Consider the following 13,789-nt stretch of genomic DNA (forward strand, 5'->3'; position numbering starts at 1 on the left):
GATTCCTTGGGTTCACGCTGAAACGTTCTGCGCCGCGGCCTCTTGAGCCTTGGCGATTTCCTGGTTGCGCAAGATAAAGCGCTGCAATTTGCCGCTGGGGGTTTTGGGCAAGTCGCTGACAAATTCGATTTCACGGGGATAGGCATGGGCTGCCAGGCGCTTGCGCACATGCTGGCGCAGCTCTTCGGCCAGTTCCGGCGCGGCGCGGTATTGGGCGCTGAGCACCACAAAGGCTTTCACCAGCTCGGTACGCTCCGGGTCAGGCTTGCCGACCACCGCCGCTTCGACCACCGCCGGGTGCTCGATCAGGGCGCTTTCCACGTCGAACGGGCCGACGCGATAGCCGGAAGTGGTGATCACGTCATCACTGCGACCGACGAAGCTGATGCTGCCGTCAGGGTTGAGCTCGACGGTATCACCGCTCAGGTAGTAATCACCGACGAACGCCTTGGTGGGGCCGCCCTCGTAGCCGGCGAACCAGCACATGGGGGACTGGCGGCGATCGATGGCGAGAATGCCCGGTTGCCCCACGCCCAATTCCCGTTGGTTTTCATCCAACACCACGATCCTGTGGCCCGGCGAGGCGAAACCGGCCGCGCCGAGATGAACCGGATGATCGAGCCCGTGGTGGTTGCACAGCACCATGCCCAATTCGGTCTGGCCGTAATGGTCGTGGATCACTACGTCGAGATTGTCGGCGAACCAGCGGATCACCTCTGGGTTCAACGGCTCGCCGGCGCTGCTGACGATGCGCAGCTTGCCTTTGATCGACCGGGCGAATTGTTCGCCTCCGGCAATCAACAGGCGGTAGGCCGTGGGTGAGCCCGTCAGGTTGGTAATGCCGTATTTATTGATCACCCGGCAAGTGCTTTCCAGGGTGAACGGGCCGTCGTAGAAGGTAATCGGATGCCCCACGGCCAGGGGGCCGGTCACGCCGAAATAGATGCCATAGGCCCAGCCCGGGTCGGCGACGTTCCAGAAGGCGTCTTCCGGACGCAGGTCAACGGCGTCGCGGGTGTAGCTCTGGAACGCGACGATGGCCTTGAGCGGCACCGACAGCGCCTTGGCCGGCCCGGTGGTGCCGGAAGTGAACATCAGCAGGAAGGGGTCTTCACCGGTGAGCATGACCGGTTCACAGTGACTGGGGCGGTTCGCCACTTCAGCCCAGAAGCTGAAGTCGCCTCGCACGATCCCCTGCCCTTTGGCGCCGCCTACCGTGACAATGGTCGGGCAACCGGCGACTTCGTCGAGCTTGGGGCGGTTGACCGCGTCAGTGACGACGATACGTGCCCCGGAGCTGCCGAGACGATGCTCGATGGCCTTGGGGCCGAAGGCAGTGAACAGCGGCTGGTACACCGCCCCGATACGCCAGGTGGCGAGCACCACGATCAGCAATTCAGCGGTGCGCGGCAGCAGCCCGGCGACCTTGTCGCCCTTCCCTACGCCCTGGGCCAGGAGAAAATTGGCGAAACGTGCCGCGTTGTCCTGCAAGTCGCGGTAGGTCCAGGTCGCATCGCTGCCATCGCGGCCCTCCCAGAACAGGGCGATACGGCCAGGCAGGGCGTGCCGGTCGCAACACTCGACACAGGCGTTCATCGCCTCGAGCGAGCCGTACAGCGCGGCGTTGACAGTGTGCTGGTAATCGAACTGCGACGTGGCGGACGAGTAATCGCGCATGACCAGAATCCCTCTGTACTTTTTATTGGTGGGGGAACCGTAAACAGCAGGGAAATACTCGCGCCGAAGGGCTTGGGCGGCAATGGTCAAAGCCATCAAGTTGCTTGACTGGTTTGGCCATGGTTGGAGTGTTGCGTTGTCAGTGAGGCAGCTTGTGGGAGCTGAGCTTGCTCGCGATAGCGGTGGACCGGCTTGCATTCATGTCGAATGTACCGCAGTCATCGCGGGCAAGCCTTGCTCCCACAGCGAGGTGTCAACTACGGCAAAGGACGCCGCCAGGCAAAAGTATAGACCTTGTCCGGCGCTGAAGGCTGGCACTGCCGGTTATCCGCATCGACCCCGACCAGGAACCACTCGGCCCTTGAGGTTTCGCCGACGCGGCGCGCCTTTTGCGGGTCGTAACAACGCGCCAGCTCCCGCGCCGGTACCAGAGCATGGGCCTGGGGATGGCTACGCAGCCACAGAGCCGATTGTTCCAGGGACTGATTGCTATGGAAGCCAAAATGCACAATGGGTTGCCGAGCGAACAACCAGTGTCCTTCGCGCCAGCTCACCAGCACCAGATCGGCATTGCCGGTCAGTCGCGCCACCTCGCCCATGATCGTTTCGTGGGGGTTGATGCCTTCTTTGTGGGGCTCGATGAAGCCGCGTGCGCACCAGGCACCCAGCCACAGCGCCGTCAGGACAGTGACCACCGTTCGCCCCCTCGGGCGCTGGCTGAACCAACGGCGCAGCAGCCAGGGAATGAGCGGCGCCACCAGCAGGACCAAGGCCGGCACTGCGGGAAAGATGTACAACTTGCGCTTGCCACTGCTGAGGCTGAAAAACAGCAGCACCAGTACCACCCAGCCAAGCAGCACCAGTACCCGCCCGTCGTGCTTGAGCAATTGCTTGCGCCAGGCCGGTACCAACCAGGGCAGCCACAAAAAGATCGGTAACCAGTACTTGGGGATCACCTGGGCGAAGAAATACCAGAACGGTTCGCGGTGCTCCCAGGCGCTGGCATAACGGCCAGCGGTTTGTTTGAACAGGATTTCCTGGATGTAGGCCAGGCTGTCGGTGCCGCCTTGCCAGACGACCACCAGCAACGGCCCGAGCCATACCGCGATGGCGGCCAATGCCACCAGCAGTCCCAGCCACCAGGCGACTGCCTTGCCGGGCATCGGCACCACGCCCCTCCAACCTTTGCGTACCGCATAGGCGTAGGGAATCAACATCAGCGCCGGCAGAAAGCCCACCCCCTTGCTGATGATCCCGAAGCCCATCGCCGCGCACGCCAGGTAATACCAACGCCAGGCGGGACCGAGCAACAGATGGCGGCATAAGCCATAGATCCCGAGTACCGTCCAGAGGGCCAGGAACCCGTCGATCTGCCCGGTTCGCAGGATGCTGTAGGTCTGGTAGGTCGCCAGGAACAGCAGCGCGGCGATCACCCCGATCCGCCGTCCCCATAACCGTCGGCTCAAGTCATACAGGCAGGCCGTCGTCACGGCCCCGGCCAGCAAGGCCGGCAAATACAGGGCCACTTTCGGCCAGTGGGTCAGTTGCACGAACAGCGCGACGGCCCACATGAACAGCGGCGGTTTGTCCGCATAGATTTCGCCGGCACGATGGGGAATGAACCATGAACCGTTCTGCAGCATTTCCAGGGCAACGCCGAGGAAACGCTCTTCATCGACGTTCATCGGCTGGCGCCAGCCCAGGCCGGCTCCCACCATGACCAACGCCAACAGCACCAGCGCAAGCAGCTCCCGCCGCGAGGAAGACAGTCGTATTCGCACCCGGTCAGCCCTTGTTACCCAGTTCGCCGCTGTTGCGCTCTTGATGCCTGGCAATCAATTGCAGGTTGCGCAGGTAGACGATGAAACCGAAGGACTGGCCGACAATGAACACCGGGTCTTGGCGGTAAATCGCGTATGCCAGCAGCAGTGCGCTGCCAACGATGCTCAAGTACCAGAACCCAACGGGAATCAGGCTGCGTTTCTTGTATTCGCTGTACAGCCACTGCAAGGCGAAACGCCCGGTGAACGCCAATTGCCCGCCGAAGCCGACCACCAGCCATAACGATTCTCTGCCCATGTCAGACCTCGGTTTCCTGTGCGTTGACGTCAAGACGGGTGCGTTTGATCAACCACCACACCCCGAACAGATCGAGAATACCCACCAGCGCCCGGTCGAGGTTCCCATACTTGGATACCCCTGCCCCGCGCTCGCGATGGTTCACCGGTTGGACCAGCATCCGCCCGTTGTGGCGACGGATCAGCGCGGGAATGAAGCGATGCATGTGATCGAAGTACGGCAGACGCAGGAACGCCTCGCGCTCGATCAGTTTGATCCCGCAGCCGGTGTCAGGCGTCTGGTCTTTCAGCAGGCTGGCGCGCAGTTTGTTGGCCCATCGCGAGGCCCAACGTTTGCTCGCCGGGTCACGACGGTTGACCCGATGTCCCGCCACCAGCTTGACGCCACCAGGCTTGCCCTCGGAACCGCGCACCCGTTCAAGCATTTTCGGAAGATCCGCCGGATCGTTCTGGCCGTCGCCATCGAGGGTCGCCAACCAATGTCCGCGCGCCACTTCGGCGGCATGGAAAACCGATGTGCTTTGACCCAGGGAGCGGGCATGACTGAGCACCCGCAACTGGCGGTAACCATTGCCCTGCAGCGCGCGCAGTTCAGCGGCGGTGGCGTCGGTGCTGCCATCGTCGACCACGATGACTTCGAAGGCCTCGTCGGCCAGCGCCGTACGAACTTCCTCCAACAGTGGAACAAGGTTGCCTGCTTCGTTTTTGGCCGGAATCAGGACCGACACATAAGGGGTTTCGTGCATGACATTCCAGTAAGAATCGGAGGCTAGACGCCGTAATAACTGCGGTACCAATCGACAAATGACTGCACACCGACGGGCACCGCGACCTGCGGGCGAAACCCCACCCGCTCTTCCAGTTCGCGTGTGTCCGCCCAGGTGTCAACCACATCGCCCGATTGCAACGGCAGGAAATTTTTAATCGCACGCATGCCCAACGCCTCTTCGAGGCATTCGACAAATTGCAGAAGCTTCACCGGAGAACCGAAGCCGATGTTGTAGACCTTGTTCGGTACCCCGGCGCCATTGGTGGGCGGCAGCGGTATCAAGCGCACCAGCCCCTCGACGATGTCATCGATGTAGGTGAAATCGCGAGACATCGCGCCCTCGTTATAGAGATCAATGGCACGGCCACCAAGAATCGCCTCTGTGAACTTGAACGGGGCCATGTCAGGCCGCCCCCAAGGTCCATACACCGTGAAAAAACGCAGGCCGGTGGTGGGAATCCCATAAAGATGGGAATAAGCGTGGGCCATCAGCTCATTGGCGCGCTTGGTGGCGGCATAGAAGGAAACCGGTTGGTCGACGGAGTCAGTCGTCGCATACGGCATACGTTCATTCAACCCGTACACGGAGCTGCTCGAAGCGAAAATCAGATGCTCAGGCCTGTGGGCGCGGCAGGCTTCCAGCACATTGAGAAACCCCACCAGATTGCTTTGCGCATAAATATCGGGGTTGTCGAGGGAATGGCGCACCCCGGCCTGGGCGGCCAGGTGCACGACACAGTCGAAGGCGTCTTCGGCAAACAGATCCAGCAGCGCTTGTTTGTCGGCCACATCCAGTAATCGAAAACGAAAATGGTCATGGACAGCCAACTCCGACAGTCGGGCCTGTTTCAACTCAACGCTGTAGTAGCCGTTGAGGTTATCGAGGCCGATGACCTGATGACCGTCATGACACAGCCGCCTGGCCGTATGGAAACCAATGAAACCTGCCACGCCGGTGACCAGTATTTTCATAGGTCCGGTCCTTGTGGACCTTGACCAACAGCAGGATTGGAAACGGTTTTCAAACCGACATCGCCGCTACCTGAAACGGTCGCTCGCATACACTACTCTGCCTGATGATCTGGCTTTTCCAGCGCCTGCAGAGGCTTATATCAAACAAAAATGACGGTTTTATGAGGGAAAAGAGACAAGGGGGACGGATGAAAAAAGCGCGGCGAGCGGGTCAATCAGGTTCGTTGAGAATCAGGCTCCGATAATGTCCCGGATTGGAGCCCGACCACTTGCGAAAGGCCTTGTAGAACGAGCTTGCATCGGCGAACCCGAGTCGCGAGGCAATTTCGACGAAACTGACGGCAGGCTCGGCCAGCCAGGCAATTGCCAGTTCCTTGCGCACACTGTCCTTGAGCCCCTGGTACGTCTGCCCCTCGTCCGCCAGGCGTCGGCGCAGGGTCGAAGCGGAAACGCACAGCTGCTGGGCCAGGGCCTCGGTCTCCGGCCATTGTTGGGCGGGCAGTTGCCGCAGATCGTGGCGGATGCGGCTGGCCAGGCTTTGCGGGTTGCGGTATTTGACCAGGATATTGGCCGGGGCCTGGGCGAGGAAACGCTTGAGTTCATCGGCGTTGCGCCGGATGGGAAGGTCCAGGCAGTCGGCCGCGAGGATCATTCGCGTACGGGGCCGGCCAAAACGCAGGTTCTGGGAGAACATCACCCGGTAGTCGTCACAAAAATCCGGTTCGCTACAGCGCAACTCGATAGACAGAATAGGAATGCGCCGTCCGGCCAACCAGCAGGCCACCCCATGGACGATCATCCAATAGGTGAAATACGTGAAAGCCCGACGGGGTTCCCGGTTGTCTTCCAGCAGAACGATTTCCGCCAGGCTCTGCTGGCGGACCCACTGCGCCGGCAAGTGTTCGAGCATCAACGACAGAAAACCCAGCCCTACCGTCAATCCGGCCGCCAGCGTCGGCTGGGCCATGGCGCACTGGCAGAAAAACGCCAGGCTTCCGGACTTGAGCTTGCGCGGGTCCATGCCAAAAAACTCGTCGTCGGTGCGTCGGGCCAGCGAACGCCAGAGCCGTGCGTAGGCATGGGCCGGGACACGCGCCTGGGGATCGGCGAGCAGCGCCGGAGCGATGCCGACCTTGCTCAAGACCTCATCCGTCGCCGGACCGGGGGCGCAGCTCTGCAGCAGCGCTTCGCGCACCAACTGGACAGAGATGGTGTCTTTCTCGGACATGGCGCCAGTATTCACAGGATCCGGTAAAGCAGCCGTTCTATCCGTACCCGGCTGACCCGTTTCAGGAACTTGGCCACAGCTGCCGGGTAGTCCGGCAGGGTTTCCAGGTCCAGGTAGCGTTCTATCCGATGGGTGTGTCGGTAGATCTGCTCAAGCTCGGCCCGGCGTGGCGCCAGCAACTCACCCTTGGGATCGTCCAGCAGCAAGGCGTTTTCCAGGTCGAGACGAAAGGCACGCGGGTTGAGGTTGTTGCCGGTCAGCAAGGTGTAGCGCTCGTCGACCCACATGCCCTTGAGGTGATAGCTGTTGTCGCCGTCACGCCACAGGTGCAGGTTCAACTGGCCGCTGTCGATGTAGCGCTGATGCCGCTTGGCGAAGCGCCGCAAGCTGATTTCGTAGAGATATGGCAGCGCCGCGATGATCTTGAACGGCTCGCTCGGTGGGATGAAAAAGTCGTTGGCGGTCTTGTCGCCCACGATGATGTCGATTTTCACCCCGCGCGCCAGGGCACGGTTGAGCTCGCGGGTCACGGCCAGCGGCAGGTTGAAATACGGGGTGCAGATCGTCAGTTGCTGGCGACTGCTGGCGATCAATTCAATGATGACACGGCTCAACGGGTTGTTCTTGCCGACGCCCAGCAGCGGGCTCACCGATAACCCACTCTTGTCGAGGCTACCGGCCGTGGTGTCATAGGCCGCGTACTTGAGGCGGCTGCGCAAGTCGCCGATGTCCTTGCGCAAGCTGCGGGTGCTGGGCGGGTTCGGCAGGTCCAGGCGATGGACAGCCTTGGAAGCCACCAGGCCATGCTCCACCAGATGATGCATGGAGTCGGCCAACGCAGCGTTCTGCAGCAAGTGATAGCGGTCGTAGCGGTATTTCTCGAACTTGTGCAGGTAGACGTTATTGAGGCTGGCGCCGCTATAGAGCACACAGTCGTCGATCACGAAGCCTTTCAAATGCAACACGCCGAACAGCTCGCGGGTTTGCACCGGTACGCCGTAGATCGGCACTTCGCTGGCGTGCAGACGCGTCTGCTCCTGGTACCACGCCGAGTTGCCCGGCTGTTTCTTGGCACCAATCAGCCCACGCTGAGCCCGCAACCAGTCCACCACCACGACCACGTCCAGTTCCGGTCGAGCGGCTTTGGCAGCATGCAAGGCATCGAGGATTTCCTGGCCCGCCTCGTCCTGTTGCAAGTACAGGGCGACGATGTAGATACGCTGCGTGGCCTGGGCGATTTTCTCCAGCAGGCAACGGCGGAACTCGGCGGCGCCATCGAGGATGGTCACGGCATCGGCGGTCAGTGCGAAGCTGCGCAATTTTGGCAGCAGGGTGCGTTTGAAGAGCGACGGCATTAAGACTCGCAAAAGGTCGGTCCGAAGAGCCGATGAGCTTACACCATGATGAGCGGGTTTTGGAGCCACCGTCGGCAAACAGAGTGCCCACAAAAATAAAACTTGACCAAGGAGAACGATCGTTCTACTGTTTCTCCATGAACGAAATCATCAGTAATGAAACACGAGACATCATCCTCGATGTCGCCGAAAAGTTGATCTATAAAAGTGGCATCGCCGCCACTGGCATGGACCTTCTGGTCAAGACCGCCGGCGTCTCCAGGAAGAGCATCTATCGCTATTTCGCCAACAAGGACGACCTGATCGTGGCCGCCCTCAAGCGACGGGACGAGCGTTGGATGCGCTGGTTCAGCACGGAAGTCGACAAGGCCCTGAACCCGAGGGCACGGCTGTTGAACCTGTTCACCGTGCTCAGGGGCTGGTTTGACAGTGAAGGTTTTCGTGGCTGCGCATTTATCAACACCAGCGGCGAGACCGGCGACCCGAGCGATCCGGTACGCCAAGTGGCCAAGTTGCACAAACAGAAGTTACTCGACTATGTCACCCGACTTTGTGTCGAACAAGGCGCAGAAGATCCGGATGCCCTGGCCCGACAATTACTGATCTTGATCGACGGCGCTATTACTGTCGCGCTGGTGATGGGTGACCCCCGTGCCGCCGATAACGCCCGGGCCATGGTAGACACGTTGTTGATCGAAAAGAAGTCTGAAAACGCACCCCGTTGAACCGCTGTAAAACTCAATTCAACACCCACTGGAGATTAGCCATGTCGTCCACCGCCGAACTACGCCCACCGTTGCCGCCTTTCACCCGTGAGTCAGCCATCGAGAAAGTCCGCCTGGCCGAAGACGGCTGGAACTCCCGCGATCCACAGCGGGTGTCCCTGGCCTATACCCTCGACACCCAATGGCGCAACCGCGCCGAGTTCGTTCATGGCCGGGAGGAAGCCAAGGCGTTCCTGACGCGCAAATGGGCCAAGGAGTTGGACTATCGCCTGATCAAGGAACTCTGGGCCTTCACCGACAACCGCATCGCCGTGCGCTACGCCTACGAATGGCACGACGACTCGGGCAACTGGTTCCGCTCCTACGGCAATGAGAACTGGGAATTCGACGAGAACGGCCTGATGCGCAACCGCTATGCCTGCATCAACGACCTGCCGATCCAGGCCAGCGAGCGCAAATTCCATTGGCCCCTGGGCCGCCGCCCGGATGATCATCCTGGATTGTCCGAGCTTGGGCTGTAGCCCCCATTCAAATCTGTGGGAGTTCTGCTTGCTCGCGATGAGGCCAGCCCGTCCAACATCGGCGGCATAGAAAGACCGCTATCGCGGGCAAGCCTTGTTCCCACAGGCGCCATGTTCCTGTCAGATGTGCCGCGAACCTCAATGACTGATCAGAAACTCCAGCAGCGTAGCCGCGCAAGCCTCGATGCTGCCCTCCAGGATCAGTTCATACCCATGGGGTATTCTCGGTGGGAATCGCGATGCAACCGCCCAGCGCCGAGATCCCGCCGCCCATGACCGCACTGGCGTCACTGGCAAAATCCACCAATAACGCAAATTGCGGGCTCAATCCGCAGCGTTCGCCGGCACGGTACAGTCGGTCGGCGATCTCACGGCTGTAGCAGCCGTTCTGGTCCCCCGTGCTGATGATCGGATCGACGCTCAGTCGAGTCCCGTACTCTTGCGCCACCGGCCCGACCTCCACGGCCACGGTCACTTCCCCCGGCAGATGACTGGCGGCGTACAGAGCCCCGGCGTTGGACTCTTCCTCTTGGGTGGTAAAGACAAAATACACTTCGCCGGCCAGCGCTTCACGGCGTCCCGCCAGCAACGCAGCCGCCTGGAGCGTGGCGGCCATGGGTGCGCGGTCATCGAGGAAGTGCGCGGCAATGGCATCTCCCACACGAAACGGCCGGCGCCAATGCTGGCTCAACACCACCCGCGTACCGGGACGCACGCCATGCTCGCGCAATTGCTCGGGCGAACACCGGGTGATGACATGCACATCCCCCCAATGCACATTCCCGGACAGGACATCCGCGCCCTGGTGAGTTTCACCCGTGCTGTGCATGGAGCCGAACGACAATACGCCAGGAATGAAGTCCCGGTCGCCCAGGATGTCCACTGGGCAGACGCCGAAGTTGACCGGATTGGCGCCCCCCAACGCCACCACCCGCAACGTGCCATCCGGTTCGATGCGTTTGACCAGCATGGCGATTTCATCCAGATGAGCCATGATTCTGACGGGCGTCCGGGTTTCGCTTGCCTTGGCGGTCCCGTTGATCAAGCCGATCACATTGCCGGCCGGATCGACCCAGGTCTTGTCGCAATGGGGCTTGAGTGCCTGCAGGCAAATGGCTCGTACTTCATGTTCCTGCCCGCCCGGACCGCGGGCCATCAACAACGTTTCCAGCAAAGATAATGTAGACAGGTTCGTTTGCATCGACGGGAATCTCCTTATGCTTGCCACGAGGCCCGTCGCCGTGCCGATGCCGGAGCGAACCGCAACGTGCCTGTCCTTCTTGAGGCCTCCAGCGGTTGAATAATTTGATCGGATCGAGGAAAACCGGACGAGCGGGCCACGCCGGCTAGCGGACAAGTGGCCTCGAGGGAGGGGTTGACCACAGTAGCGCCAGGCATCACATTGCCTGGGCCGCCCATGGCTTGGGCGGTTTCGTTATGTCGTCGATCTTGTGGAGCCCATGACCGCGTCGATCCCGATCCGCCCCCCCTGCCCGCCCGGCGTCTGCGATTGCGGGCGCGATGCGTTGCTGGAAACCCCCGGCGGCGATTTGCGTATTCTTTGCTTGAACCGCCAGGAAGAAAAACGCCTGCTCGAACGCCTGGAAAACATCCAGGACCTGGCCGAACTGGAGCGGCTTCAACAGCGTCTTTACGAGAATCTCGGGGTGCGCCTGACCATCGAACCCGGCTACAACGAAGTGCGGACCATGCGCGGCATCGCCATCGAGTTCCAGCCGCAACCCGGCCTGTGCCGCAAGATCCGCCAGTCGATCCCGGCCGCCATTCGCCGTGGCCTGGAAAAACGCCCGGAAATCGCCTGGCGATTGCTGGACGCCCACGATCTGTTCCGCGATGCCTGACCCTAGGCTCTGTATGAAAAGTCTTGAGACGAAGGTCAGGCAAGGCGAAAACAGCCGAGCAAGCGCAGTGTACTGGAGTACATGAGCATTGCGAGGCTGTTTTCAACGCAGCATGAACGAGTATCAAGGCTTTTCGTACAGAGCCTAGGCGTGCTCCATCCCTGGAGCCGTACGACGCTTAGAAATCGATAGTCGCTGACAGCAGGTACGTACGCGGTGTCGACAGGGTCAAGCCCGGCTCACTGTCATCCGAGGCCCCGGCCGAACTCCAATAGCGTTTGTCCGCGACGTTCTCGATGTTGGCGCGCAGGGTGATGTTCTTTTCGTCGACCTTGAATCCGTAGCGGGCGCCGACATCGAAACGGAACCAGGAATCGATTTCCTTATCGTTGGATTGATCCAGGTACTGCGAGCTGGAGTAGATGCCGCGACTGGTCAGCGTCAAGCCTTGCAGGGTCGGCACGTCCCACTCTGCGCCCAGGTTGACGTTGTATTTCGGCGTGGCCGGTGCGCGGTTGCCGTCGAAAGCTCCACCGGTGGTATCGGTCAGTTCGCTGTCGATGTACATCACGCCGCCGAGCAAACGGGTGCCCTTGAGTGGCTCACCGAAGACGCTCAGCTCCACGCCCGTGTTTTCGCGCTTGCCGTTCGGGCCGAAGACACGTGTCGTTGCATCGGTCGCGTAGGCCGGCTGCTTGATTCGGAACAACGCGGCGGTCAACGCGAACGGGCCAGCATCATACTTGGCACCGACCTCGACCTGACGGCTGATGAACGGCGGGAAGATCTGATCTTCGTTGACCGACGTCGAAGGCGCGATCTTGCCCTGGCTCAGGCCTTCCATGTAATTGGCATACAGCGACAGTTTGTCGGTGGCCTTGAACAGAATACCGCCCGATGGCGAAACCTTTTCTTCATCGTAAGCCGTAGGCCCCTTGACGCCATCCGACCAGTCGTCGACCTCGACCCGTTGCCAGCGGGCACCGAGGGTCAGCAGCAACCGATCATCGAAGAAACCCAGCGTGTCGGACAATGCCACGCCACTGAAGTGGTTCTCGGTGTAGACCTTTGGATCCGGACGCGTAGGGACGTTCGGGGTCGGTGTTTCCACCGGGTCATAGAGGTTGCTGCGACCGTTGGCATAGCGAGCGCCGCCATTGGTGAAATCCATGTAGAAATAGCTGGCGGCCAGGTTGACCTCGTGACTCACCGGGCCCGTATGGAACCAGTTGCGTACCCCGATGTTAGCCGTCTGGACACTCTCGTCACGGGTGAAGTCGCGGGGAGACACGGTGAAATCGCCGGCGGCGTTGGTGACCAGAACATTGTGCCGCAAGAAGTCATGGCGACTTTCGCGCGCGCCGACACCGCCATACAGCATCACGGAATCGCTGACGTCGTATTCGGCATTCACGGTACCGAAGGTGTCCTCGGTGCGCGCCTTGCTCCAGGGTTGCGCATAGTTGCTGCGTACGTCGCTGGCATGGGGGATCGGTGCTGCGGCGGCAACCTGCACGCGTTCCTGCGGCGCGTCGGTGTCGCGTTCGGTGTGCCCGATATCGGTGGACAGACGCAGGCGTTCGCCACGGTAATCCAGGCCCAGTACAGCCATCTCGCGGTCCACGCTCTGGTGATCCCACTCGGTGTCGCCAGACTGTTTCACGCCGTTGAAGCGGATACCGAACTGGTTGTCTTCACCAAAACGCCGGCCAACATCCACGGCACCGCCCAGCTGGTTGTTGGACGCATAGCTGCCGGTGAACGAGGTGATGGGTTTGTCGCTCGCACGCTTGGGCACCACGTTGATGCCGCCGCCCACGCTGCCCCGTGGCGATATCCCGTTGATCAGTTGGGTCGGGCCCTTGAGGATGTCGACGCGGTCGGCCATTTCCATGTCGATGGTGTAAGTCGGCAGGACGCCGTAGAGACCGTTATAGGCCACATCACTGTTGAACAGGCTGAAACCGCGGATGGTGAATTGTTCATAGCGGCCGCCCGCCGGGTTGGTTGCACGAACCGAAGGGTCGCTGGCGATCAGGTCGCCCAGGGTCCGCGCCTGCTGGTTCTTGACCGCTTCGCTGGTGTAAGTGGTCATGCTGAAGGGGGTTTCCATGAAATCCCGCGATCCCAGCAAACCTTGTGAGCCACGGCGCGCCACCTGGCCGCCGGCGTATACGTCGCCACCCGAGGAAGCGCCGACTCCGACAATCGAGGTGGGCGCCAGTTGCAGGCTACTGCCCTGCGGCGCGGGCATCAGGATATAGGCCTGCTCACCCACCGGCTGCAATTGCAGACCGGAGCCCTGTAACAGCCGGGCGAAGCCCTCCTCCACGCCATATTCCCCTGAAAGGCCTGGGCTGTTGCGGCCACCGACCAGGGACGGGTCCACCGAAAGATTGACCCCCGCAAGGCCGGCAAACCGGGTCAGCGCGGCGCTGAGACTGCCGGCCGGCACCTGATAGCTGCGCCGGGCGGCTTCTTCAGCCTGGCTGGAGGAAATCACGAGGGGACTGGCACTCAGGCTCAGCATGAGACTCAGGCTCAACAGCGGACGCCAGCCGGCGAAGGCCGGGCGAAAGCGCAAAGGTACTGCTACGGACAT

11 protein-coding genes and 1 pseudogene are annotated in these 13,789 nt (G+C 61.1%); 3 read left to right on the top strand and 9 right to left on the bottom strand.

Translation table 11 applies throughout. From position 1 onward, the window contains the following. Positions 1-12: 12 nt before the first annotated feature. The 7 genes from AD666_RS21960 to pssA form a co-directional block, all read right to left on the bottom strand. Entirely contained in the window at positions 13-1,677 is a 1,665-nt protein-coding gene (locus AD666_RS21960; RefSeq protein WP_053156730.1) for an AMP-binding protein, read from the bottom strand. A 257-nt stretch (positions 1,678-1,934) separates the two neighbouring features. After that, a complete protein-coding gene (locus AD666_RS21965; RefSeq protein ID WP_053158795.1) occupies positions 1,935-3,395 on the bottom strand; it encodes a glycosyltransferase family 39 protein in 1,461 nt (486 codons plus the stop codon). Between the two features lie 67 nt (positions 3,396-3,462). After that, positions 3,463-3,756, bottom strand: a complete 294-nt coding sequence (locus AD666_RS21970; protein WP_053156733.1) for a lipid-A-disaccharide synthase N-terminal domain-containing protein — start codon at positions 3,754-3,756, stop codon at positions 3,463-3,465. A gap of 1 nt (position 3,757) precedes the next feature. Further along, positions 3,758-4,501 (bottom strand): glycosyltransferase family 2 protein, encoded by a 744-nt coding sequence (locus AD666_RS21975; protein ID WP_053156736.1) that lies wholly within the window; start codon positions 4,499-4,501, stop codon positions 3,758-3,760. Between the two features lie 23 nt (positions 4,502-4,524). After that, positions 4,525-5,496 (bottom strand): NAD-dependent epimerase/dehydratase family protein, encoded by a 972-nt coding sequence (locus tag AD666_RS21980; protein ID WP_053156738.1) that lies wholly within the window; start codon positions 5,494-5,496, stop codon positions 4,525-4,527. Positions 5,497-5,707: 211 nt separating this feature from the next. Continuing rightward, positions 5,708-6,724, bottom strand: coding sequence for an AraC family transcriptional regulator (locus tag AD666_RS21985; protein ID WP_053156741.1), 1,017 nt, complete (start codon positions 6,722-6,724; stop codon positions 5,708-5,710). A gap of 11 nt (positions 6,725-6,735) precedes the next feature. Beyond that, complete coding sequence (gene pssA / locus AD666_RS21990) at positions 6,736-8,079, bottom strand: CDP-diacylglycerol--serine O-phosphatidyltransferase (RefSeq protein WP_053156744.1); 1,344 nt, start codon at positions 8,077-8,079, stop codon at positions 6,736-6,738. A gap of 137 nt (positions 8,080-8,216) precedes the next feature. Between pssA and AD666_RS21995 the strand changes: the two genes are divergently transcribed. Together AD666_RS21995 and AD666_RS22000 are read left to right on the top strand one after the other, a co-directional pair. Then, the gene (locus AD666_RS21995) at positions 8,217-8,804 is read left to right on the top strand and encodes a TetR/AcrR family transcriptional regulator (RefSeq protein WP_053156747.1); all 588 of its coding nucleotides are present in this window, start codon (positions 8,217-8,219) and stop codon (positions 8,802-8,804) included. A 41-nt stretch (positions 8,805-8,845) separates the two neighbouring features. Beyond that, on the top strand, positions 8,846-9,325 hold the full coding sequence (locus AD666_RS22000; RefSeq protein WP_053156750.1) for a nuclear transport factor 2 family protein: 480 nt from the start codon (positions 8,846-8,848) through the stop codon (positions 9,323-9,325). 138 nt (positions 9,326-9,463) lie between these two features. On the opposite strand, the pseudogene AD666_RS22005 reads toward AD666_RS22000, so the two are convergent. Beyond that, positions 9,464-10,526 (bottom strand): annotated as a pseudogene (locus tag AD666_RS22005) (M42 family peptidase). Between the two features lie 259 nt (positions 10,527-10,785). Between AD666_RS22005 and AD666_RS22010 the strand changes: the two are divergent. After that, positions 10,786-11,187, top strand: a complete 402-nt coding sequence (locus AD666_RS22010; protein ID WP_082339896.1) for a hypothetical protein — start codon at positions 10,786-10,788, stop codon at positions 11,185-11,187. 178 nt (positions 11,188-11,365) lie between these two features. On the opposite strand, the gene AD666_RS22015 is transcribed toward AD666_RS22010, so the two are convergent. Next, positions 11,366-13,789, bottom strand: coding sequence for a TonB-dependent receptor (locus tag AD666_RS22015; protein WP_053156753.1), 2,424 nt, complete (start codon positions 13,787-13,789; stop codon positions 11,366-11,368).

It is taken from the genome of Pseudomonas sp. Pf153, from assembly GCF_001269775.1.
Classification (GTDB): Bacteria; Pseudomonadota; Gammaproteobacteria; order Pseudomonadales; family Pseudomonadaceae; genus Aquipseudomonas; species Aquipseudomonas uvaldensis.